We start from the raw sequence: 22,492 nt of genomic DNA on the forward strand, positions 1-22,492 counted from the left end.
CCTCCTTTCACTTACAGTGATTTTTCTTTTGATTTATCAGCTGTTAGCTTGTCTGTGGTTAACTTATCCGTGGTTAAATAGACATCACTACCCAGCTCACGGAATTGTTCCGACATTTTTTGCATACCCGCTTCAGCATCACTGACTTCTAAAGCACTGACATCTATAGTCTGTGAATCTTCTAAAGCTTTTTCGCTCTCTAACCCTTTTGCATAGTCACGAACTTCTTGGGTGATTTTCATGGAGCAAAATTTCGGGCCACACATAGAGCAGAAGTGCGCCACCTTGCCAGAAGCTTGCGGCAAGGTTTCATCATGGTATGAACGAGCGGTTTCAGGATCTAATGACAGATTGAACTGATCTTCCCAACGAAATTCAAAGCGCGCTTTTGACAAAGCATTATCGCGAATTTGCGCCCCTGGATGCCCCTTTGCCAAATCCGCCGCATGGGCAGCAATTTTGTAAGTGATTAAACCTTCTTTCACATCTTCTTTATTCGGTAAGCCAAGGTGTTCTTTGGGGGTGACGTAGCACAGCATGGCACAGCCGTACCAACCAATTTGCGCCGCACCAATACCTGAAGTGAAGTGATCATAGCCAGGTGCAATGTCTTGGGTTAATGGTCCTAAGGTGTAAAACGGTGCTTCATGACAATATTCCAATTGCTCAGTCATATTCTCTTTAATAAGTTGCATTGGAACGTGCCCTGGCCCTTCGATCATTACTTGTACATCGTATTCCCAAGCTATTTTCGTCAGTTCTCCTAAGGTGCGTAGCTCCGACATTTGCGCCTCATCATTGGCGTCCATGATCGACCCAGGACGCAAGCCATCCCCCAATGACAACGCCACATCATAGGCGGCACACAACTTACAAATCTCACGGAAGCGTTCGTACAAGAAGCTTTCTTTATGGTGCGCCAAGCACCATTTCGCCATGATGGAACCACCACGAGACACGATGCCTGTCAGACGTTTCGCGGTCATTGGCACATAGCGTAATAAAACACCAGCATGAATCGTAAAGTAATCCACCCCCTGCTCCGCTTGCTCGATCAAAGTATCGCGAAACACATCCCAGTTCAGATCTTCTGCTACGCCGTCGACTTTTTCTAGGGCTTGATAAATGGGGACGGTACCGATTGGCACAGGGGAGTTACGCAAAATCCATTCACGTGTTTCATGAATGTTTTTGCCAGTCGACAAATCCATCACGGTATCCGCCCCCCAGCGTGTCGACCAGACCAGCTTTTCTACTTCTTCTTCAATAGAAGACGTCACCGCCGAATTGCCAATATTGGCGTTCACTTTTACTAAGAAGTTACGGCCAATAATCATCGGCTCGGATTCAGGGTGATTAATGTTGTTAGGAATAATAGCGCGACCTCTTGCTACTTCGTCACGGACAAATTCTGGTGTGATCCGTTTTTGTAAATTAGCACCAAAACTTTGCCCTGGATGCTGTTTTAATAACAACTCACTTTTGATGGCATCGATATTTTGGTTTTCACGCAAGGCAATGTATTCCATCTCTGGGGTAATGATGCCTTGTCTAGCGTAATGCATTTGCGTCACACACTTACCTTGGCGAGCTTTGCGTACTTTAGGCAATTTTTTAAAACGCAATTCATCCAGCGCAGCATTTTCTAAACGCGATTGAGCAAACTCAGATGACACACTTGGCAAGATCTCTGTGTCGTTACGTTTTTCAATCCAAGACGCACGCATGGGCGTTAAACCTTTATACACATCGATATTTTCTTGCGGGTCAGCGTATGGACCGGAACAGTCGTAGACGTAAATCGCCTCATTGGGTTCAAACGTTAGATTATTTGGATCAGAGCCAATCGGCGTATCGGTTAGATTGATCTTACGCATTGGGACACGGATCGAAGCATTAGATCCTGTAAGATAGATTCGCTCTGAGGCTGGGAACGGTTTAGCTTGCAATGACTCGATAAAAGACTTCGCCGCTTGACGAGATTCCTCGCGGGTCTGCTTTTTAGAGAGGTTCGTTGGCTTCTTGTGTGATTCATTAGTAGTCGACATGAGCACTTCCCTTATTTCAAAAAATGGAGAATTGCTTGTCTGGGGTGCTGTTTTACAGACAAACGCACGACGGGCGTTAATTGCAAAACATGAACCCTGAAGTTTATTAAAAAAGATGCTTTAGGTGGTATGACCGCATCGATTCCATAAAAATCAGGAGTTCATTCGATGCAGAAAAGAAAAATGGAGACTTTCTTGTTTCCTACGCGGGTATTAGCCCGATCAGGTTCTGCGGATCCCGCACTTAATTATGCGATCTCAGCCAAATGGCACTCCGACAAGTGATTTTAGTATACCCCTAGACAATCGATTTTGTAAACGCAAAAGCAATGTCTACCCGACCCACCATCGTTGATCAAAGCAAAACACAATGAGACATGCGTTTTTTTCTTCAATTTTTCGATGAATTCCTATTGACAATAAAAATTTAATGTCCTTATATAGCCAAACAATGAAATGAAAAAAATTTCGCATTCCGAAAAAGTGAGTTTTATGGCTGTCGATTCTAAAAATAAAGTGGGCTCCCTCGCAAAAGGTTTCAAAGTACTGGAATCTTTTACACAAGCTTTTGAAGCCCTAACGTTAAGCGAAGTTTGCTCGCGCTCCGGACTGGATTCAGGAACGGTTTTCCGCATCCTTAATACATTGGTCGATCTGGGATATATAGAAAAGTTAGAAGAAACAAAGCAATTTCATTTAACACTTAAAGTCGCCAATCTCGGCTTTAATGCGATCGGGCGTAGCGATATTCGTGACTTAGCATTACCTATTTTACGCTCATTAGCTAAACGCATTGGAGAAACCGTCAGTTTTGCCACTCTTGAAGGGGCAAATATGGTCTATCTAGAACGGGTACGTGTTGGCTTAGCTCGCTTGGGAGTTGATATTCGTGTCGGATCAGTGATCCCCGCATACTGCAGCGCGATTGGACAAGCTCTTTTAGCTTTTCTGCCTGAGGAAGAACTAGAACATGTGTTAAACCTTGAGCCAGATTTTCGTGAAGTTGTTCCGATGGATAAAGACGAAATACCAGTCATAGAGCAATTAAAATCTATTAAAGCAAAAGGTTATATTTTAAAACGCTCCAGTTTCAACTCCTCCTTAACAGTATTGGCACTACCTGTCTTTGACCGAGACCGTTATCCAATTGGGGCAATAAGTGTTGTCGTCCCGAGTATTAGAATATCTGAAGATGAACTCTTCATTAAAGCCTTTGATAGCATGACTGAAACGTCTGAAAAATTATCAAGGGCAATTAATGTTAGCGGCAGTGCAACATCTGCTATTTAACTAAAAACCAAAAATAATAAGGAAAATTATCATGAATAATATTGATTTAAGAGGTTTAGTACCTGCTCCAGTCACACCTTTCACTCGCGATGGAGAGGTTGATCATAAAGCAATACATAAACTAGGCGCTTGGCTGGGGAGCTTTGATGGCGTGAAAGGGCTAGTAGTGCTTGGTCACGCAGGTGAAGGCACATTTATGACTTCTGAAGAGCAAATGTCTGTTATTAGAAGTTTTGTTGAATCTACTGATGGACGCCTTCCTGTTATTGCTGGTATCACAGGTGAAGGAACCAAAGTGGCCGTAGAAGAAACCAAACGCGCTATATCGGCGGGTGCGTCAGCGGGTCTTGTTTATCCATCCCACGGCTGGTTGCGCTTTGGATTTCAAGAAGGTGCTCCTCAAGATAGATACAAAACGATCCATGAAGAAACAGGATTACCCTTAATCCTTTTTCAATACCCTGATGTGACAAAAGCGAGCTACAACCTAGATACCTTACTAGAAATCGCTGCTCAGCCCGGTGTTTTCGCAATGAAAAACGGCGTTCGTAATATGCGTCGTTGGGATACAGAAATCCCAATCATTCGTCGTGAAAATCCAGACTTACAAGTACTGACATGCCATGACGAATATCTACTACACACTATGTTTGATGTGGATGGTGCACTAGTGGGTTACGGCGGTCTCACTCCTGAACCACTAATTGAATTGATTGCGGCGGGTAAACGTCAGGATTACAAAGCAGCACGAGCCATTCACGATCGTCTGTTCCCTGTCACCCAAAACGTTTACCACCGCGGCTCCCATATGGAAGGTACGGTTGCTTTAAAAGAAGGTCTCGTTGCACGTGGCATTTTGGAGCACGCAACAGTGAGAAGTCCACTATTACCTCTTCAAGAAGGTGCAAGCGAGGAAATCAAAAAAGCACTTCAATCTGCTGGCTTAATTTAATAAGCAAACAGTTTTCGTACGATAACCAAAATAGCGATGCTGAGCGGGCAAACTTACATCGCTATTCTACTACTCAATAAAAATAATAGTGTGGTATCCCATGAAAATTGAAAACCGTACCCCAAAAGACGTTTTGGAGCCTTACCATAATAGCAAAAATGCAGCAAATAAGTACAAAATACTCTTACTTATGGGGCCTGCATTTGTCGCTGGTGCATGGCGCTTTGGTCCTGGAGCACTTACATCAGCCGTTCAGGCAGGTAGCCTGTATGGCTATCAACTACTTTGGGTCATCGTTTTATCGGGCATTCTTATGTTCTTTTTTAACGACATGGCCGTTCGAATAGGACTATCAACAAAAGGTATCTCGTTAGTTGATACAATAAAAAGCAAAATTGGTCATACTGTCGGTATTTTGGCAGGCTTTGGCGTTTTTTTTATCACCCTATGTTTCTCTGTAGGGAATGCAATTGGCTCAGGAATAGCCCTGCAACTACTCTTCGGAGGATCAGTAATAGCTTGGGTGTTAGCATCCACCGTGGCGGTAGCTATCTTGATTGCCTTAAGAAATGCGTATAGAGCTCTCGAAAAGCTCCTCATCGCATTGATCGCAATTATGTCAATTGGCTTTTTAGGATCGGCAATTATCAGTGATCCGTCATGGGTAGGTGTCTCCCGTGGCTTAATACCAAGTATCCCAGACTCCGCCGGCTTCTTGCTGATCGCTTTAATTGGAACAAATTTTTCAATTAACTCTGCCCTCTATAGCGGTTACTCCATTCACGAAAGAGGATTAAAGCCTGAACAATATAAACGTTTGACATTAATCGATACGATCCCAGGAAATATTGCCACTGCCGCCATGACGATGCTTGTCATTATTGTTGCCGCTGGGGTATTTAGTGCTACGGGAGAAACCGTTAAAAACTTTACTCAGTTAACAAAAGTTCTTGAGCCTGTATCTGGAAAAATGAGTTCCATTATTTTCAGCATTGGTTTTTTTGCAGCAGCATTCTCATCAATGGCCGCCAATGCTTCTGCTGGCGGTACACTCTTATGCGATGCTCTTGGCTGGGGAAACAAATTATCCTCGATGAAAGTTAAACTTTTCACATACGCTATTTTAATTTTTGGCGCCTCAGTGGCTATATTTAACAGTGGCTCTCCAATAAGGATAATTATTATCGCTCAAGCGTTGACTGTATTAGTGGCCCCATTTTTAGGAGTGATCATTTTCATACTCTCTTCGCGAAAGGATATTATGGGAGAATTAGTGAATAAAACGTATCATAAAATAGTAGGTGTTATTGGTCTTATTGCCATATTTTCACTTTCTTTTAGATTGATTGTGAACCTATCAAGCTAATATAGCTAGAGAATAACCAAGCCGACATCATGCAATTTGCATAACAGAAACAATGATATTATTGCCTACTAGTTTTTAGGGAGGGTGCAAAAAAACCCCTTTATCAGGGTTGCACTTCCCTAGCAATAATATCATTTTTAAACAGCGATACTTTTCTAAAAAGCAATAAAACGCCGTCCGTACCCAGTAAATACTTTATTGGGCAATCCCCCAACGTTGAGCCAAAGTAGAGCTTTCATTCCCTTGAAGCCAATTATTAACCTTTTTAAGTAAGTGGCTATTGTCTTTTTTCATCATATAGACTTTAACACTAGAGGTACCCGCTAAGATGGTCTTAGAAGACACGCAAAATACACCCTTCTCATGTAATTGGTAATAATTTCCTTCAATTAGATCTGTAATCATCGCGTCTGCTGAGCGATCACGGATCCCCTGTAAATTAGCAAAATTATTTTTTGTCAGAATGATATCAGCATTCTTTATATGATCATCCACATAGGTTTGGTTAGTACCACCTGGGTTAACAATCACTTTCACACTGGGTTTATCAATATCTTTCAAAGTACTCAATGGCTTATTGTTATGACAATTACTCAGAATAATTTTGCCATTTTTTGCCACGGGATCAGATAATAAAAACTGCTCAGCACGTTTTTTGGTACGTGTAACGCCACCAGCCGCGAGATCAAATTTATCAGCCGCTAGATCTTGAGATAGGCTAGGCCAAGTGGTTTTGATAAATTGTACTTTTAGATGCAAGGATTTTGCTAACGCTGAGGTCATATCCATAGCAAAGCCTTCTAACTTTCCTGATTTAGCATGGAAAGACAAGGGCGCATAATCCTCCGTTAGTCCAACTTTTAAGACACCACTTTGTTGAATTTCCTGCCAAGTTCGAGCTTGTACCTGTTGCGTATTTAATGCGAGCAATGTGAACGCGACAAACGATATAAGGGTTACTCGATCCTTATTATTCTTTTTAAGCATATTTAACCTTCGTTCTTTCAAGAGGTAATGATTCATGCACTTTGCATGTCCAATGCCATTTTATACAGGCTGTTCTTCTTTTCGCCAGTTAATTTGGCTGCCAGCGCTGCCGCCTGTTTAACTGGTAAATCTTCTAATAAGATGGTCAGAATGCGTTTTGCTTCTAATTCAGCCTCATTACCGCTCTCTTGTGTAAAACTCAGCATGACCACAAATTCACCGCGCATTTGGTTTGCATCGTCGTCAAACATGGCCAGAATCTCTGATGCCGTTCCTGATAAAAAGGTTTCAAAGGTTTTAGTAACTTCTCGAGCCAAAACCAATTGCGCATCGTCACCATAGACTTTTTGCACATCAACAATCGAATCATAAACACGGTGCGTAGATTCATAAAATACAACCGTACCTGGCTGCTTTTTCCAAGACTCAAAAAGATCACAACGAGCTTTGGATTTTGCTGGGACAAAACCTGAGAAAAAGAACTGATCGGTTGGTAATCCAGAGGCACATAGAGCCGCCACCAAGGCACATGCACCTGGAACAGGAACTACCTTGTGACCTTGTTTACGAAGAGCATGAACGACATGATAGCCAGGATCTGAAATCAATGGCGTACCAGCGTCTGAAACCAATGCAACGTTCTTACCTTCATCCAGCAAACTGGCGACGTAATTTGCCTTGTCTTTTTCATTATGATCGTGAATGGAAAACAGCTTTGCCTCAATGCCAAAATGATTCAACAAACGGCGAGAATGTCGTGTATCTTCCGCTGCTATATAGTCTACATCACGTAAGATTTGTTCAGCCCTTTTACTAAAATCGTCTAGATTACCAATTGGAGTCGCAACTATGTACAGCGACCCTCTCGCATCATCGGAACTATGTGATACCATGTTGCCTCTTTTATCTGTCATTTATAAGCTTATGAGCCTGATTAATTACCGCATCATATCATTAACTGTCTGTACTTTTCTGCTAAGTGCTTGTAGTTCGGTCAATTTAAATACGCAGCCGGGCTATTACTCACCTGATGCCTACTCACAAAAAGGGGAGACTAAAGGTGATGAGTTGCCTCCTAGCATTTATCATCCATTACCGACTAAAGCGCCCAAGGAACTAGCCGACTCCTACAACAAAGCCCTACAACTCTACCGCGATGGTCAATTCTTGCTGGCAAGAGACGCACTGACTGATAAACTGCTCGATACTCAATCTATAATTCGTTTTAAAGCGCATCTATTGGCGGCGGCCATTGCCTCAGAATTAGATGACCCAAGTAAAGCGATGGATATGTTGAATCAGGCCTCGAAACTGCCCGCAGCGGATTCTCCAGACAATCAGAACCTGTTGAACAAAACCAAAGCCACCATTCTAGAGCACACAAACAATTGGCCTGAAGTCGTCAAAGTCCGCTTAGACTTACTTGAACACCTACCAAAAGGCGAAGGACAAGAAAACGAAGCCAAATTATGGCGTGCCGTACAAAACCTAACCGAAGCAGAAATGGCTGAATTGAGTCAAACCGACTCACCTGTTCTCAAGGGATTTTTGACAATTAGTGGCATTTTAAGAAATCAGTCACTGTCTATTGAACAACAGCTAAAAGCATTTAAAGCCTGGCAGCAAGCTCATCCGGATCACCCTGCCGCCATTGATGTGCCACAAGATTTTAGGGTGATAGCTAACCTAAATGATATGGCCCCAAAGAAAATTGTCTTAATGCTCCCTATGACAGGTAAGCTTGAAAGCGCTTCTCAAGCGATCGTAAATGGCTTCTTCAGTGCCTATTACCATCAGAAGCAGCCCAGAGCACAGATCGCCGTAGTAAATACTGACAACTACAAGAACATTGCAGAGGCGCTTAAAGCAGCGGATGCACAAAACCCAGACGTGATTATTGGGCCTCTTAAAAAGTCTAACGTGACCGAAATTAATCGCTTATCTCCTCAACACCCTGTCATCGCACTGAACCAGGTGACTGACAATCAGCGTATACCTAATGTTTATCATTTTTCGCTAAACGCAGAAGATGACATTAATGAACTAATCTCTTTCGCCAAACAAGCTGGCGCCACTAGGGCCGCCATTTTAAGCTCTCAAGATACATGGGCACTGAGACAGAGTGATGAGTTTCGCAAGGCAGCCAAGCAAGCCAACATTACCATCACGGGTGATTTGTCTTATCAAGATACTTCCAAAGGTCGTCAACAAGCAGTTCAAAAATTATTGCTGATAAACGAAAGTAAATCTCGTATTTATACCATTCAAAAATGGATCGGCGAGCAAGTAGACACTGAAGTACGCCCTCGTCAGGATCTAAACTATATTTTTTATGCTGGCAAATTGAGCGATGCGAAGCAAATTCGTCCTCTTTTGGATTTTTATTTTGCAAGCGATGTTCCTATGCTAGCCAGTAGCACACTGAATGATTCACCACCAGAACAAGGCATTAACTATAACGACATTGAGCGCATTTTATTTGCTGAAATACCGGCTATTGTCAATAAAGACAGTGCCCTAAAAGACGTATCATCAGGACGTGATTCAAATATTTTACGACGCCTACAAGCCTTAGGAGCAGATGCTTATCTATTAGCAAACCGCTATCCTCTGTTTGTACAGCTGCCGACCACGCGATTATCTGCAAACACAGGCATTATTACGATGGATCAATATGGTACCTTCCATAGACGTCCAGAAATCATGACTTACCGAAATGGACAGTTGGTACATGCAGTTAGCACGCAGTTTTTTCCGAAAAAAGAAGAAACCGAACAATAACGGTGACAAAGCAGAACAATGTGCTGAGGCCTTTTTAACTAAAAAAGGCCTCAAATTTATCGCCCGCAACTACCATTGTCGTGGTGGTGAAATAGATCTGATCTTTTTAGACAAGACGACTTATGTGTTTGTTGAGGTCCGCTATCGGGCAAACTCAACCCATGGAACGGCAGCTGAAAGCCTTAGTGAAGCCAAGCTAAGAAAAGTAAGATTAGCCGCATCCTACTGGCTACATAAACATCATCAAGATACCAGTGGCTGTCGCTTTGACGCGGTATTATTTGATGAAAAAATCGACTATCAACATTTAACCTGGCTAAGAGCAGCATTTTAATTACTATGGATTTTCAAGAAGCAATTTATACTCAATTTGCGCAAAGTTTCGAGGCTCAACAGCAAGCACTAGAAAGCTTGCCCCCTTATATTGAGCACGCTGCTCGCGTTATTTTCGCTAGCATTGCTGGCGGTGGCAAGGTCGTCTGTGTTGGTAACAGTACTGGCGCCCACCTTGCCCAGTACTTTAGTACTCTTATGCTAGACAGAATGGATCGAGAACGCCCGGGTCTACCCGCGATCAATCTCAGCGGCGATGCTGCCGCCTTAATGTCCATTTCTCATAACGACAGTTATCATGATGTGTACTCTAAGCCGATTACCGCCATTGGCAACCCTGGTGATGTGCTATTTGTCGTCGCAAACAAGGGGAACACCTCTCCCATCATTCAAGCCATTCAAGCCGCCCATGAGCGCAAAATGAGCATTGTTGCACTCACCAGCCCAGAAGCGAAAAACATTTCCTCCTTGACCTCTAGAGACGATACGGAGATCAAAGTGAACTTATTAGGCACCGCACGCGTTCATGAATGCCAAATCACCGTTGTTCATACCATCATTGACCTTATTGAGCGTCAACTTTTTGGCTACGACGAATAAGCCGACATATATTCAGGTAAATATAGCCTTACCATGTATTAGTTTAAATGAACAACATTATCAGTATGATGAATCAAACTTGTCTGATGAGTGATGGCAATAACGGTCACATCTTTAGCAATATTTCTGATGTATTGCATAATTTCGTTTTGTGTTGCCTCATCAAGACTGGAACTGGCTTCATCCAAAAATAAAAACTGTGGTTTACTGTAAAGCGCCCGTGCAATAGCAATACGCTGACGCTCTCCACCAGACAAGGTTAGGCCACGTTCACCAACTTGCGTTGCAAAGCCATCTGGCAGCGATTCAATTTTTTTCAGAATGGCTGCCTTTGCTGCCACACTTTCTAACTGTTGTTGATCTATCGGTCGCCCTAAAGTGATGTTTGCTTCTAACGTATCGTTCAATAAAATAATTTCCTGTGGCACCACTCCAATACAGTGATACCAATCTGTGCGATTGATTTGATGTAATACTTGGTCATCAATGTAGATAGCTCCGCTAGAGGGCTCAGCATACTTCAAAGCAAGCTTAAGAAGCGTTGATTTACCCTTGCCAGTCTCACCCGTAATAAAGGTAATACCTCCCCTTTTAGCAGTAAAACTAATTCCCGATACTCCCCGACCATTTTTATAAAAAAAGCTCACATTGTTAAATATCAAAACACCTTTTACAATTTTTTTATCTAAGTACGATGTCTGGGAGCTTAATGCTACTTCTTCAGGAGCAGACCACATCTTTGCGAAAGGTCTGAACTCAGTCAAAGCCCGCATAACCCCTTCAATAGCAAGGCCAGCCATTTCAAATGGCCGATTGAGCTGCAATAACAGCATATTAAACAATACGATATTACCAACAGAAAGCTCACCATCATGGTAACGGGGCAGAAAGATCATAAAAGTAATGATAAATTGGAGGCAAAGCGCTACACCATAAACCACAGAAAACTGAACTTTTCTCAGGGAGTAACGTCGCCAGTTATGCAATATTTCTTTAGCGCCATGATGAAAACGTCGACTCATCCAATCCGTCGCATCAAAATAACGCAGCGTCTCCATCAGTGTTACTGCATTACCAACCAATTGAGCGTTTCTTTGTCCTTTTTGAGTTGCTTCTTGAAGATACTTTCTTGTGATTTTATTAGAAAAATAGGTAAGTGAGATATAAACCATACCATAAGTGATAACAATCAATACAACTCTCATATCAATTGTTAATCCTAAAACCAGCAGAGTGAACACAAGTTGAGCGAGCCCAGGTAGGATAACCATGAACATTAGCTGAATCAAAATATTAACCGCTTGTGCACCCTGTCGTTGCACTGCATGAATTTCAGCTGGATTATGTTCAATAAAAAAGTGTGGAGACTTTTTAACTAATCGTTCGAAGAAACTCGTCGCCGCAATAAAGTTAAGGTTTTCTGCGAGCATCGCGGATAAATAACTTACAACATTATGAAACGTCAGCGATAAACCTATCAATACGGCATAGGATATGACTAAAACAGTCACCTTCTCCTGCCACTGACTTCCTGTCATGCTATCGATCATCTTTGAAAAAACATATGGAGCCGATACAGAAGTAACAGCAGAAGCTAAAATAACCAAAGAAACGATTAGTAGAAATAAACGGGAGGTCTTAATAAATTTACGAATAATGTGCCCAAAAGGCACTATGACTTTTTGAGAATCTATTTTTTCTTCCATAACCAAAAGACCCCACATATTACTTTTAATTTTTCCTAAAAAAAAACGGCATACCATCGATATAAAAAAAGGCTTCTTTGGAAGCCCTTTTGTAGATATAAAACCATCGGTTATTTCCTGTTTACTCTAACCAAGAAAGCCATTATTTAACCACTTTTAAGGTAAAACCTTTCTTAGGTGGCGTTGGTGGCGTTGGCTCAGGCGATTCCTCAGGAAACTCTTCATCAGGAAAAACAAAGCCATCACCATTCTCTTGTGCGTATAACGCTAAAGCTGCCTGAATGGGGACATAGACTTCCATGGGCTTACCACCAAAGCGAGCACCAAAGGACACGCCATTCTGATCCATTATCAGGTTACGAACCGCCGACATGCTAATATCCAGCACAATCTGTCCATCTTTTACAAATTCTCGCGGAATAATCGTACCCGCTTGATCCGCGTCCACCAAAAGATACGGTGTCATGTTGTTATCGGCAATCCAGCTATAAGCCGCGTTCAATAAATACGATCTTTTCGGTAACATTTTTACTCCTACAACCATCTAGCCTAACGCTTGATCGAATCAAAATAGTTTGTGTTTCAAGTCTTCCTCTCAATGAAATGCCCCGCCATACCTCCTCTTTCAAATACAGCATGCGTCTCATGATGCAAAACTCAAGAAAATTGATGAGAAGATGGTAACACATGGTATTCGCTCATGTTACTCAGCACCAAGACGACATATGGAAAAATACACCGATAAAGGTCATCAAAGTGTAAAATTGCTCATTTAAGACATAAAAAAAGAGCCAATATCGGCCCTCTTTTTTATGCTTGTTGCAATCACTAGATAACAACAGATTAAGTAAATCACTTAATCCAAACGCATTTCTTGCTCCGCCTCAGACAAACTTTCTTTGAATGAGTCACGCTCAAACACTAAATCCATATACTTGTATAAAGCACGTGCCTGCTCTTTAGGAATATCGATACCCAAAGAAGGCAAACGCCATAGGATAGGAGCCAAGCAGCAATCAACGATAGTGAATTCATCACTCATAAAATAAGGCTTCTCAGCAAAAATTGGAGAAACACTGATCAAACCTTCACGCAACTCTTTTTGCGCTTGAGCAACGGCTTCTTTGTCTTTACTAGAAAGAATCAAATCGACCAACTTCGCCCAGTCACGCTGAATACGGTACATGTACAAACGACTTTCTGCACGCGCAACCGGATAAACAGGCAACAAAGGCGGATGAGGAAAACGCTCATCAAGATATTCCATCATGACATTAGGCTCGTAAAGAACCAAATCACGATCTACCAGCGCAGGCAATTCATTGTATGGATTCACATCAGCCAACTCTTCTGGCTTATTGAATGGGTCCACATCAATGATGTCCACCGTAACAGCTTTTTCTGCCAATACAATACGAACTCGATGGCTGTAATGATCTTCACCATCGGAGAAGAACGTCATTGAAGAGCGCTTAGCAATAACACCCATGTATAACCCCTTTCTTAAAAACAACACACACCCACGACGGGCAAACTTAAAATTGACCAGTTCAATCCATTATTGAGGGATATGACCGGACGATAACTTATCTAACATCACGCCAAAATTCTTTTTTTAGTAAATAAGCAAACACACAAAACAAAGCAATAAAGAGCAAAACTTTTAACCCTAAAGACTCACGCTGAAAACGCGAAGGATCCGCTGTATAGGCCAAAAAGTTCGCGGTATCATATGCGATTTGCTTAAATTCTTGCTCAGAAACCGTTCCTTTTATCTTTCCAGCCACTGTGCGGCAATTATGACCAGACTTAAGCGATTTCTCTTCTTGCTGACATTGTAGCAACCTTTGCCCTTGCAAATGTTCGAGCACATTGGGCATCGCAACATTCTCAAGCAACAGGTTATTCACCCCTAATGGCCGCGACTTATCTTGATAAAAGCCCTGCAAATAATGATATATCCAATTGGGACTTCTTCGTTTCGCCTCAAGTGTTAAATCAGGTGCTTTTGCACCAAACCAACGTTTTGCATCAACAGATGCCATAGTCGCTGTAATTTGGCTGCCCATTCTAGCATATTTTGGTAATAAATTTTCTTCAAATAATGCATTAGGAATACCTAAATCAATAGAAATTTCCTTATAACGCATATAACTAAGCTGATGACAGCCAGAACAATAATTTGAATAAATCTTTAACCCCCGCTGTAAAGAGGCTTGATCACTAAAATCAGGCGTCATTCCCCCTTGGTCGCTCCCTCCTGCTACGGCAACAATGCTAAAAAAACAGGAAAACAACGTAATCAAGATGACTCTTCGCATCACAGGGACACTCTTTCCGGTACAGGCTTAGTCGCTTCAACACGGGAATACCAAGGCATTAATAAAAAATAAGAAAAGTACCCCAAAGTGGCAAGCTGTGAAACCCAAGTCGTCGTTTTACCAACTGGCAAGCTTCCCATCACTGCCAGCACCAGAAAACTCACCACAAAAACACATAAAAAGCATTTACTTAAATAGCCCTTATAGCGAATGGATCGAACAGGACTTTTATCCAACCAGGGCACAAAAAATACGATAAGCACTGACGATAACATGACGACCATGCCCAAGAACTTCGCATCCAACCCAAACAGCGAAAAGGTAATAGCACGCAACATGGCATAAAAAGGCGAGAAATACCAAGCGGCCTCAATATGCACAGGCGTTATTAAAGGATTAGCAGGCTCAAAATTCGCTTTTTCTAGAATAAAACCAAAACCATCAGGGAAGAAGAAAATCACCGCGCAAAAAAGAAAAAGAAAAACGGCAATAGCTAAAATGTCTTTGGTAATAAAATAAGGAGAAAAAGGAACCCCATCTAAAGGCACGCCTTTTTTATTCACATGTTTTTTAATGTCGATACCTTGAGGATTGTTTGAGCCTACATGACGTAGCGTTGACAAGTGTAAATACACCAAAAGCCCCATCAATATAGGGAACGCAATAATATGCAATGCGTAGAATCGCCCCAACGTCACACCAGAAACAAGGTAATCACCTCGAACCCACTGCTCTAAGCCTTTGCCAATCACGGGAATACTTCCAAATAATGAGGTAATAACCTGCGCGCCCCAATAAGACATTTGCCCCCAAGGCAGCAAATAGCCCATAAACGCTTCGATCATAATAATGAAATACAGAGTCATCCCCAATAGCCATACCAATTCTCTAGGTCGTTGATAGGAACCGTACAGTAAACCTCGCAACACATGAATATACAGTACGATAAACAAAGCCGAAGCTCCGGTTGTATGCATATAGCGAATCAGCCAACCGTAGGGCACATCACGCATAATATATTGAATAGAGGCAAACGCACCGGCTGCAGTGGGCGTATAGCTCATCGCCAACCAAATCCCCGTAATCAGTTGATTAAATAGCAGCAACATTGCCAAAACACCAAAAACATACATGGCATTCAAGTTTTTGGGGACATAGTATTCAGAGAAGTGCTTTTTATAAAATGCCTTAATTGGGAAACGTTCATCCAGCCAATCAAGCAGCCCAGAAAAAAAGCCCACTACACTTCTCCCTTGGCATTTTGACCGATACCAATCACAATCACGCGATCACTCTTAAAATAATAAGGTGGAACAACAAGGTTGGTTGGCGCTGGGTAATGCTTATAGACTCGTCCTGCTAAATCAAAACGCGAACCATGGCATGGACAAATGTATCCGCCATACCATTGCGCATTATCATCAGCCACTGAGTTGGGTTGATAGTTTGGTGAGCAACCGAGGTGGGTACAAATACCCACTAATACCAAATATTCAGGCTTAATGGAGCGATAAAGATTATCGGCATAGGCTGGCTGTTGATCAACAGAGGAAAAAGGATCCACCAACTGCGCGTTTAGCTTTGGCAAATCTTTAATGGTTTGAGCCGTACGACGTAATACCCAAACAGGCTTTCCTTGCCAAGCAATCGTCACTTGTTGGCCTTCTTCAAGCTTACTGACATCTACTTGAACAGGGGCACCAGACGCTCTTGTCGCATCACCTGGCTGCCAAGAACACAAAAAAGGCACGGTCGCACCGACACCCCCAACCACTCCCAAAGCGGTGGTCGAGCCAATTAAAAATCGACGACGACTTTTATTGATTTTTTCTTCCAAACAACCAACACCTCATTGAACAGCAAAACAATATTCTATTGAATAAACACAATTAACTCTATGTCCTAGCTCAAAAAATATATTTCAACAAATTGCAAAATAAAAAAAACGCCTGGTGAGAAAACACCAAGCGCTTTGATAGTAATCTGAAAACGAAAATTAACGTTTTGAGAACTGAGGACGACGACGAGCTTTGCGTAGACCCACTTTTTTACGTTCAACTTCACGAGAGTCACGAGTAACGTAACCAGCAGAACGTAAAGTACGACGTAGAGTCTCATCGTATTGCATCAATGCACGAGTGATACCGTGACGAATTGCACCAGCTTGACCAGAGATACCACCACCTTTAACAGTGATGTAAACATCAAACTTCTCAGTTGCTTCAACTAGCTCAAGAGGCTGACGAACAACCATGCGAGCAGTTTCACGACCGAAGTACTGATCAATTGAACGGTTATTGATAACTAGGTTACCAGAACCGGCTTTAAGGAACACACGAGCGGTAGACGTTTTACGACGACCTGTACCGTAGTATTGAGTAGCTGACATAATGATCTTCCGTATTAAATGTTAAGTTCTTGAGGCTGTTGCGCAGCATGTGGATGCTCAGCACCAGCATACACTTTCATTTTCTTGTGCATTGCACGGCCCAAAGGACCTTTTGGCAACATACCTTTAACGGCGATTTCAAGAACGCGCTCAGGAGCGTGATCAATCAACTTCTCGAAATTCATAGAACGCAAGCCGCCTGGGTAACCAGTATGGCGGTAGTATTGTTTCGCAGCTGCTTTGTTACCAGTAACGTGAATTTTCTCAGCATTGATAACAACGATGTAATCACCAGTATCAACGTGTGGAGTGTATTCCGCTTTATGCTTACCGCGTAAACGGCGAGCGATTTCAGTAGCCAAACGGCCTAGTGTTTTGCCTTCAGCATCAACCACGAACCAGTCGCGGCGTACTTCAGCAGGCTTAGCTGTAAAAGTTTTCATCAAAAAACCCTTTCAATACGCGTGCTCATTGCACGCTATACCTATTATTATTGGTTGACCAAACATTCACATGTTTGAGCAACGTACACATACCCTTAAAAAGGCGAGCGAAGTATACATGAGTCTGTATAAATAATAAAGCCGAATTAACGTTACGGCCGGTGCTCCAGAGAAAGGTATTCTTCAGACTGCATCTCCAGCAAACGACTCACTGTACGATCATACTCAAAAGCCAAGCGGTCGCCTTTATAAATATCAGGTATATCGACATCTGCTGTGATAATGACCTTCACATGACGGTCATAAAACTCATCGATCAGGTTAATAAAACGCCGCGCCAGATCATCTCGGGTCGCATCCATTTGCGGCAGATTGGAGATCAGTATCGTTGAATAGAGTTTCGCAATCTCAATGTAATCCACCTGACTACGAGGCCCATCACATAGAGCATAGATATCAAACCAAGCCATATGGTCACAGCTTTTCACCAATGGTATCTGACGGCCTTCTATCTCTACCGCCCCACCCGTTTGAATGTGAGATGCATCAGAAATCAAGCTCATAAAGCGATCTTCCAGTATCTGATCTGATTGCTCTGTCAGCGGAAAATGGTATAACTTTGCTTGCTTCAAGGTACGCAGGCGATAATCAATACCGCCATCCACATTCATTACTCTAGTATACTTATTTACCAGATCAATCGCAGGTAAGAAACGTGCCCGTTGCAAACCATTCTTGTACAAACCATCCGGTTCAATGTTCGACGTCGCCACCAGAGTGGTACCATTCTTAAATAGTACGTCCAACAAGCCTGCTAATATCATGGCATCGGTTATGTCCGTCACAAAGAACTCATCAAAGCAGAGCACTTGGGCTTTTTCAGCAATGTCCTTACCAACAATATCCAGCGGATTTTTAACATGCTCATGCTTACGCATTTCTTTATGAACCATCTGCATAAAACGATGAAAATGCAGGCGCATTTTTTTGTCGGTTGGTAGACATTCGTAAAACGTATCCATCAAATAGGTTTTTCCGCGACCTACGCCACCCCAGAAATACAGACCTTTCTCAACATCGACGCCTTTCTTTTTACGGAAAATTCCGAACAAGCCATTAGACTCAGGTTCATTTTGGCGTGCTACCAGACGATCGAATAAATCTTGAAGAGCCAGCACCGCTTCTTCCTGCGCCGGATCATAATGAAAATCTTCTCTTTCTAAATCTTGCTTATACCGAGTAATAGGTGTCATTGTTGCTCATTCATTCGATTAAATTAGTGAAGGCATTCTAACAAATAGATACTTAAACAACACCTACCATGGTGTCATCGTTTGAGGATTTCAGGCTATAATGCTTTATTGATTTTTAGGAGTAAGCCATGATCTTAGAAGAATTCAACATTATTGTTTTTATTACTGGCGTTGTCGCAGGGTTCGCGATCGCCCTTATTTTAAAGAGCATCACCACCAAAAACACAAAGAAAAACGCTGTCTCAAACACCAATGCCATTACCATTAAGTCACTACAGGAAGAACTAGACAAAAAACAAGTCGTTATTGATAATTTTTTCTCAGACAGCAATGATCATTTATTGGCCCTAGAAAAACGTCTTGCTGAGTTACGAAGCAGCCTATCGAATGGTGCAAGCCAGTTAAGCCATGTCCAAATAGCGCCAGCCTCTCCCTCAACACCACAACAAGAGTTGGCAAATGAAGACAGCCTATCTGAGCCTCCAAGAGACTACGCGCCAAAAAGCGACGATGGGCAAGGCATGCTAAGCGAGAAGTTTGGACTCAAAAAACAAGCTGAATTCACCGAGCCAAAACGCACAATCTAACACTAAGCTCGTCATACAATACGAGCCATCAGCACACAATACAAAGCGGCCAACTAAGCCGCTTTTTTTGTGCTTGAGTTGTTAGTCAAGTCACTTGCCTTATGCTGGACTATCTATATCGATAAATATCGCTTCTAGGCCATGCTCACTCGACAAAAATTCTGCCATAGCTTGTGCACCAAAACGCTCCGTCGCATGATGTCCTGCGGCGATAAAATGAATGTCCATTTCTCGGGCAATATGAATCGTCTGTTCGGACACCTCACCAGTAATAAAGACATCCGCACCAAGCTCGGCAGCCTGTTCGATATAACCTTGCGCACCGCCGGTACAGAGTGCCACTTTATGAATAGCCTTTTCATTGACCACCTCAAACAGAATGTCTCGCTGAACAGCTTGCTCAACCAAGGCTTTGAATGCATTAGCATCAAGAGGCTTATCCAAACACCCTACCAAACCAATCGACTGTTCCAAAGGAAGCGATGGCTGTAAAGACGAACGATCCGTCAACCCTATGGCATCCGCCAATCCTGCATTATTGCCAAGCACTGGGTGGGCATCTAAGGGCAAATGGTAACCGTATAAATTGATATCATTTTTGATCAAAGCAGAAATGCGACGATACTTCATTCCCACAATCTGTGGCGCCTCATTTTTCCAAAAATACCCATGATGCACAAAAATGGCGTCGGCTTGGTAGTCAATTGCCGCTTCAATTAATGCCTGACAGGCCGTCACACCAGTGACAACACGCTTAATCTCAGCTTTCCCTTCCACCTGCAAGCCATTAGGGGCATAATCTTTAAACAAATTTGGGCTCAATGTTCGGTCTAATAACCATTCAAATTCACTACGTAGCAAAACAACCTCGACATTTATGATACATAAAAAACAGTGGACACCTCTCATTATCGCCATTCTACTTGGCACTTGTATAGGACTAGGCACCCTTCTCATTCAAGAAAAAAACAAATTAGCAGACACAAGCTACACCTCTTCCGTTAAAAAAGCTGCACCTTCCGTGGTCAACATCTATACTCAAACGGCATCTCCCAACAGCATTTTAGAGCGTAACAACAACCCACATACCATCAACCTTGGCTCAGGCGTCATTATGTCCAAAAGCGGATACATACTGACCAATTATCATGTTGTACAAAATGCTAGCCACATTGTTGTCGGTCTACACGATGATAGACAGGCGGAAGCCAGATTAATAGGTTCGGATCCCGCTACGGATTTAGCAGTATTGAAAATAGATCTACCTAACCTTACTCCGATAGAGTTGGGAAATAGCCAGACAATTCAAGTAGGAGACAAAATCCTCGCTATCGGAAACCCTTTCGGCATTGGCCAAACAGTAACCGCTGGTATCATTAGCGCTAAGGCCAGAAATAGTATTGGCCTCCATTCCTATGAGAATTTTTTACAAACCGATGCGGCGATCAATCCTGGCAACTCTGGCGGTGCGCTGGTTAACTTAAAAGGTCAATTGATTGGCATAAGCTCCGCTATTTACTCAAGCACAGGAGGTTCTCAGGGAATAGGCTTTGCTACACCAGTAAATGATGCCCTAAAAGTCATGTCTCAACTGATTAAATACGGTAAAGTGACGCGCTCATATCTTGGTATGGATGCTAAAAAAGTCAATAAACAGTTAGCAAAAAGCCTAAGTTTACCTGTTGACCATGGTTTGCTAGTCAGCCACGTCATTCAGCAAAGTCCAGCAGATAAAGCGGGGATCGAAGTGGGCGATATTATTGTTAAAATCAACAACACCCCAAGTACCAATCCATTTGAAACCAGACAAAGAATCGCCAATATGAAACCCGGCTCAGTCATTTCGTTACTTGGTATCAGAGGCCAGCAATCCTATCAAGCCAATATCAAGTTAGAAAAACAACCGGTCATGCAACACTTAATCAATTAGCAACAATTGATTGATTTAAAAAGTGATTAAAGATGAAAAGCGCCATGAACAATGGCCTATAAGAACAAAGCAAACCAGCACAACACCAAAAGTAGGTCTTACCGACCTCAGACTGCTGATAAAGTCCTCGCCATTCGGCGGGGATTTTTTATAATAACGGCATGCTTAAAGAACGCCCTCAAACCCAGTCTACTTTAGAGTTTGTTTCCATCGACGAGCTCGTCCCCAGTGATCACTTGCTTCGCAAGATTGATCGAATTATTGATTTTTCCTTTCTACATGATCTTGTGAAGGATTTTTATTGCGCGGATAACGGTCGTCCCGCTCTCGATCCTACTCTCATGTTTAAGTTGCTATTTATTGGCTACCTTTTTGGTATTCGTAGTGAACGTCAGTTGATTAGAGAGGTTCAAGTTAATGTCGCTTATCGTTGGTTCTTAGGTTTAGGCCTGACTGACAAAATTCCCGATGCTTCCACTTTGAGTGCAAACCGCACACGTCGTTTTAAGGAATCCGATATCTATCAAAAGATCTTTGATGAGATCGTACTCCAGGCTATAAAACACAAGTTAGTTGGCGGAAACACCTTTTATACGGACTCCACACACCTTAAAGCCAATGCGAACAAAAAGCATTTTGAAAAAGTAGTGGTTGAACAGTCCCGACAGGCGTATATGGATGAGCTCGATAAGGCCGTTGAGGAGGATCGACTCGTTCATGGAAAAAAGCCTTTACCACCTGAAAAAAACAAGGTGGAGAGTCGTGAAATCAAGCAGAGTACGACGGATCCAGAGAGTGGCTATATGGTACGAGATACTAAGCCCAAAGGGTTCTTCTACTTAGATCACCGAACGGTTGATGCACGTTGCAACATTATTACTGACGTACACGTCACCGCAGGCAATGTCCACGATGCTGTCCCTTATTTAGAGCGATTGGACCGAATCAAAGAACGCTTTAAGCTTTTCATCACATCGGTCGGAGTCGATGCGGGGTACTTTACCTCGGCAGTTTGTCATGGGTTAGAAGAACGACATATCTATGCCGTGATGGGCTATCGTCGTCCTAATCACAAGAAAGGCTTCTTCTATAAACGCGAATACAAGTACGACAGGGAACAAGATGTCTACTTCTGTCCGCAAGGTGAAAAACTCATTTACAAAACCACTTCTCGAGAAGGTTACCGTCACTACGACTCAGATAGCCTGATCTGCGCGAACTGCCCAGAAAAGCACCGCTGCACCACAAACAAAAAATCGGTCAAAACCATTACGCGTCATGTTTGGGAAGATAGCAAAGAACGCATCAATGCCCATCGGCTAACCCCATTAGGCAAAGTCATTTATGCCAGACGAAAGGAAACCGTGGAACGAAGTTTTGCCGACGCAAAAGAGCTGCATGGCTATCGATATGCACGATTTCGAGGAACAGATAAAGTAGCTTCTCAATGTCTATTAACGGCAGCCGCCCAAAATATGAAAAAGATAGCCTTAATGCTTAGCTAGA

General features: G+C 42.6%; 22 protein-coding genes and 1 riboswitch. Of the genes, 9 read left to right on the top strand and 13 right to left on the bottom strand.

All coding sequences use genetic code 11. From position 1 onward, the window contains the following. Positions 1-11: 11 nt before the first annotated feature. Positions 12-2,048: a phosphomethylpyrimidine synthase ThiC gene (thiC, locus tag AC0VYI_RS14520; protein WP_475443749.1), complete on the bottom strand. Its 2,037-nt coding sequence runs from the start codon at positions 2,046-2,048 to the stop codon at positions 12-14. A gap of 182 nt (positions 2,049-2,230) precedes the next feature. Then, positions 2,231-2,335: riboswitch (TPP riboswitch) on the bottom strand. 205 nt (positions 2,336-2,540) lie between these two features. Here thiC and AC0VYI_RS14525 point away from each other — a divergent pair. The 3 genes from AC0VYI_RS14525 to AC0VYI_RS14535 all read left to right on the top strand — a co-directional run bounded on the left by AC0VYI_RS14525 (position 2,541) and on the right by AC0VYI_RS14535 (position 5,656). Beyond that, positions 2,541-3,338, top strand: coding sequence for an IclR family transcriptional regulator (locus AC0VYI_RS14525; protein WP_475443751.1), 798 nt, complete (start codon positions 2,541-2,543; stop codon positions 3,336-3,338). A gap of 31 nt (positions 3,339-3,369) precedes the next feature. Beyond that, positions 3,370-4,290 (top strand): dihydrodipicolinate synthase family protein, encoded by a 921-nt coding sequence (locus AC0VYI_RS14530; protein WP_233407538.1) that lies wholly within the window; start codon positions 3,370-3,372, stop codon positions 4,288-4,290. A gap of 100 nt (positions 4,291-4,390) precedes the next feature. Beyond that, complete coding sequence (locus AC0VYI_RS14535) at positions 4,391-5,656, top strand: Nramp family divalent metal transporter (RefSeq protein WP_475443753.1); 1,266 nt, start codon at positions 4,391-4,393, stop codon at positions 5,654-5,656. A 195-nt stretch (positions 5,657-5,851) separates the two neighbouring features. Here AC0VYI_RS14535 and AC0VYI_RS14540 read toward each other — a convergent pair whose 3' ends face one another. Both AC0VYI_RS14540 and rsmI read right to left on the bottom strand, forming a co-directional pair. Further along, entirely contained in the window at positions 5,852-6,643 is a 792-nt protein-coding gene (locus tag AC0VYI_RS14540; RefSeq protein WP_475443755.1) for a transporter substrate-binding domain-containing protein, read from the bottom strand. A gap of 32 nt (positions 6,644-6,675) precedes the next feature. Beyond that, positions 6,676-7,536: a 16S rRNA (cytidine(1402)-2'-O)-methyltransferase gene (rsmI, locus tag AC0VYI_RS14545; RefSeq protein ID WP_475443757.1), complete on the bottom strand. Its 861-nt coding sequence runs from the start codon at positions 7,534-7,536 to the stop codon at positions 6,676-6,678. On the opposite strand from rsmI, the gene AC0VYI_RS14550 reads away from it, so the two are divergent. From AC0VYI_RS14550 to AC0VYI_RS14560, 3 genes are read left to right on the top strand one after another with little or no spacing between them, the layout of a single operon-like run. After that, on the top strand, positions 7,535-9,424 hold the full coding sequence (locus tag AC0VYI_RS14550) for a penicillin-binding protein activator (RefSeq protein WP_475443759.1): 1,890 nt from the start codon (positions 7,535-7,537) through the stop codon (positions 9,422-9,424). The two genes, rsmI and AC0VYI_RS14550, sit on opposite strands and share 2 nt — an antisense overlap. Next, positions 9,375-9,758: a YraN family protein gene (locus AC0VYI_RS14555; protein ID WP_199474745.1), complete on the top strand. Its 384-nt coding sequence runs from the start codon at positions 9,375-9,377 to the stop codon at positions 9,756-9,758. The genes AC0VYI_RS14550 and AC0VYI_RS14555 overlap by 50 nt, the downstream gene beginning before the upstream one ends. A gap of 5 nt (positions 9,759-9,763) precedes the next feature. After that, on the top strand, positions 9,764-10,357 hold the full coding sequence (locus AC0VYI_RS14560) for an SIS domain-containing protein (protein ID WP_199474744.1): 594 nt from the start codon (positions 9,764-9,766) through the stop codon (positions 10,355-10,357). Between the two features lie 38 nt (positions 10,358-10,395). Here AC0VYI_RS14560 and AC0VYI_RS14565 read toward each other — a convergent pair whose 3' ends face one another. From AC0VYI_RS14565 to zapE, 9 genes are all read right to left on the bottom strand, one after another. Further along, positions 10,396-12,063: an ABC transporter ATP-binding protein gene (locus AC0VYI_RS14565; protein WP_475443760.1), complete on the bottom strand. Its 1,668-nt coding sequence runs from the start codon at positions 12,061-12,063 to the stop codon at positions 10,396-10,398. Between the two features lie 142 nt (positions 12,064-12,205). Then, a complete protein-coding gene (locus AC0VYI_RS14570; protein ID WP_475443762.1) occupies positions 12,206-12,589 on the bottom strand; it encodes a ClpXP protease specificity-enhancing factor in 384 nt (127 codons plus the stop codon). A 330-nt stretch (positions 12,590-12,919) separates the two neighbouring features. Continuing rightward, complete coding sequence (locus tag AC0VYI_RS14575; RefSeq protein ID WP_199474741.1) at positions 12,920-13,552, bottom strand: glutathione S-transferase N-terminal domain-containing protein; 633 nt, start codon at positions 13,550-13,552, stop codon at positions 12,920-12,922. A 97-nt stretch (positions 13,553-13,649) separates the two neighbouring features. Beyond that, positions 13,650-14,369, bottom strand: coding sequence for a cytochrome c1 (locus AC0VYI_RS14580; protein ID WP_475443764.1), 720 nt, complete (start codon positions 14,367-14,369; stop codon positions 13,650-13,652). Positions 14,370-14,383: 14 nt separating this feature from the next. Further along, positions 14,384-15,625: a cytochrome b gene (locus AC0VYI_RS14585; RefSeq protein WP_475443766.1), complete on the bottom strand. Its 1,242-nt coding sequence runs from the start codon at positions 15,623-15,625 to the stop codon at positions 14,384-14,386. Continuing rightward, complete coding sequence (gene petA / locus AC0VYI_RS14590) at positions 15,625-16,221, bottom strand: ubiquinol-cytochrome c reductase iron-sulfur subunit (protein ID WP_475443768.1); 597 nt, start codon at positions 16,219-16,221, stop codon at positions 15,625-15,627. Before petA ends, AC0VYI_RS14585 begins: the two co-directional genes overlap by 1 nt. Positions 16,222-16,380: 159 nt before the next feature. Beyond that, positions 16,381-16,773 (bottom strand): 30S ribosomal protein S9, encoded by a 393-nt coding sequence (gene rpsI / locus AC0VYI_RS14595; RefSeq protein WP_067014797.1) that lies wholly within the window; start codon positions 16,771-16,773, stop codon positions 16,381-16,383. Positions 16,774-16,787: 14 nt separating this feature from the next. Further along, the gene (rplM, locus tag AC0VYI_RS14600; RefSeq protein WP_067014800.1) at positions 16,788-17,216 is read right to left on the bottom strand and encodes a 50S ribosomal protein L13; all 429 of its coding nucleotides are present in this window, start codon (positions 17,214-17,216) and stop codon (positions 16,788-16,790) included. Positions 17,217-17,368: 152 nt separating this feature from the next. Next, a complete protein-coding gene (gene zapE / locus AC0VYI_RS14605; RefSeq protein WP_199474737.1) occupies positions 17,369-18,469 on the bottom strand; it encodes a cell division protein ZapE in 1,101 nt (366 codons plus the stop codon). 128 nt (positions 18,470-18,597) lie between these two features. Here zapE and AC0VYI_RS14610 point away from each other — a divergent pair, with 128 nt between their 5' ends. Further along, a complete protein-coding gene (locus AC0VYI_RS14610) occupies positions 18,598-19,056 on the top strand; it encodes a ZapG family protein (RefSeq protein ID WP_475443770.1) in 459 nt (152 codons plus the stop codon). Positions 19,057-19,155: 99 nt separating this feature from the next. On the opposite strand, the gene AC0VYI_RS14615 is transcribed toward AC0VYI_RS14610, so the two are convergent. Further along, positions 19,156-19,917, bottom strand: a complete 762-nt coding sequence (locus AC0VYI_RS14615) for a Nif3-like dinuclear metal center hexameric protein (RefSeq protein ID WP_475443772.1) — start codon at positions 19,915-19,917, stop codon at positions 19,156-19,158. A 16-nt stretch (positions 19,918-19,933) separates the two neighbouring features. Between AC0VYI_RS14615 and AC0VYI_RS14620 the strand changes: the two genes are divergently transcribed. Together AC0VYI_RS14620 and AC0VYI_RS14625 are read left to right on the top strand one after the other, a co-directional pair. After that, positions 19,934-20,986 carry a S1C family serine protease gene (locus AC0VYI_RS14620; RefSeq protein WP_475443774.1) on the top strand — a complete coding sequence of 351 codons (1,053 nt, stop codon included), beginning with the start codon at positions 19,934-19,936 and terminating at the stop codon, positions 20,984-20,986. Positions 20,987-21,147: 161 nt separating this feature from the next. After that, positions 21,148-22,491, top strand: a complete 1,344-nt coding sequence (locus AC0VYI_RS14625; protein ID WP_475443365.1) for an IS1182 family transposase — start codon at positions 21,148-21,150, stop codon at positions 22,489-22,491. Position 22,492 lies beyond the last annotated feature (1 nt).

The sequence above is a fragment of the Marinomonas sp. 63XJN7_9_ISO-PGPR-S23-217 genome (assembly GCF_056173515.1).

Bases quoted from the DNA above. Each gene is read 5' to 3' on its own strand.
- thiC (WP_475443749.1), bottom strand. From the start codon at position 2,048: ATGTCGACTACTAATGAATCACACAAGAAGCCAACGAACCTCTCTAAA.
- AC0VYI_RS14525 (WP_475443751.1), top strand. From the start codon at position 2,541: ATGGCTGTCGATTCTAAAAATAAAGTGGGCTCCCTCGCAAAAGGTTTC.
- AC0VYI_RS14530 (WP_233407538.1), top strand. From the start codon at position 3,370: ATGAATAATATTGATTTAAGAGGTTTAGTACCTGCTCCAGTCACACCT.
- AC0VYI_RS14535 (WP_475443753.1), top strand. From the start codon at position 4,391: ATGAAAATTGAAAACCGTACCCCAAAAGACGTTTTGGAGCCTTACCAT.
- AC0VYI_RS14540 (WP_475443755.1), bottom strand. From the start codon at position 6,643: ATGCTTAAAAAGAATAATAAGGATCGAGTAACCCTTATATCGTTTGTC.
- AC0VYI_RS14550 (WP_475443759.1), top strand. From the start codon at position 7,535: ATGTTGCCTCTTTTATCTGTCATTTATAAGCTTATGAGCCTGATTAAT.
- rsmI (WP_475443757.1), bottom strand. From the start codon at position 7,536: ATGGTATCACATAGTTCCGATGATGCGAGAGGGTCGCTGTACATAGTT.
- AC0VYI_RS14555 (WP_199474745.1), top strand. From the start codon at position 9,375: ATGCAGTTAGCACGCAGTTTTTTCCGAAAAAAGAAGAAACCGAACAAT.
- AC0VYI_RS14560 (WP_199474744.1), top strand. From the start codon at position 9,764: ATGGATTTTCAAGAAGCAATTTATACTCAATTTGCGCAAAGTTTCGAG.
- AC0VYI_RS14565 (WP_475443760.1), bottom strand. From the start codon at position 12,063: ATGGAAGAAAAAATAGATTCTCAAAAAGTCATAGTGCCTTTTGGGCAC.
- AC0VYI_RS14570 (WP_475443762.1), bottom strand. From the start codon at position 12,589: ATGTTACCGAAAAGATCGTATTTATTGAACGCGGCTTATAGCTGGATT.
- AC0VYI_RS14575 (WP_199474741.1), bottom strand. From the start codon at position 13,552: ATGGGTGTTATTGCTAAGCGCTCTTCAATGACGTTCTTCTCCGATGGT.
- rpsI (WP_067014797.1), bottom strand. From the start codon at position 16,773: ATGTCAGCTACTCAATACTACGGTACAGGTCGTCGTAAAACGTCTACC.
- rplM (WP_067014800.1), bottom strand. From the start codon at position 17,216: ATGAAAACTTTTACAGCTAAGCCTGCTGAAGTACGCCGCGACTGGTTC.
- zapE (WP_199474737.1), bottom strand. From the start codon at position 18,469: ATGACACCTATTACTCGGTATAAGCAAGATTTAGAAAGAGAAGATTTT.
- AC0VYI_RS14610 (WP_475443770.1), top strand. From the start codon at position 18,598: ATGATCTTAGAAGAATTCAACATTATTGTTTTTATTACTGGCGTTGTC.
- AC0VYI_RS14620 (WP_475443774.1), top strand. From the start codon at position 19,934: ATGATACATAAAAAACAGTGGACACCTCTCATTATCGCCATTCTACTT.
- AC0VYI_RS14625 (WP_475443365.1), top strand. From the start codon at position 21,148: ATGCTTAAAGAACGCCCTCAAACCCAGTCTACTTTAGAGTTTGTTTCC.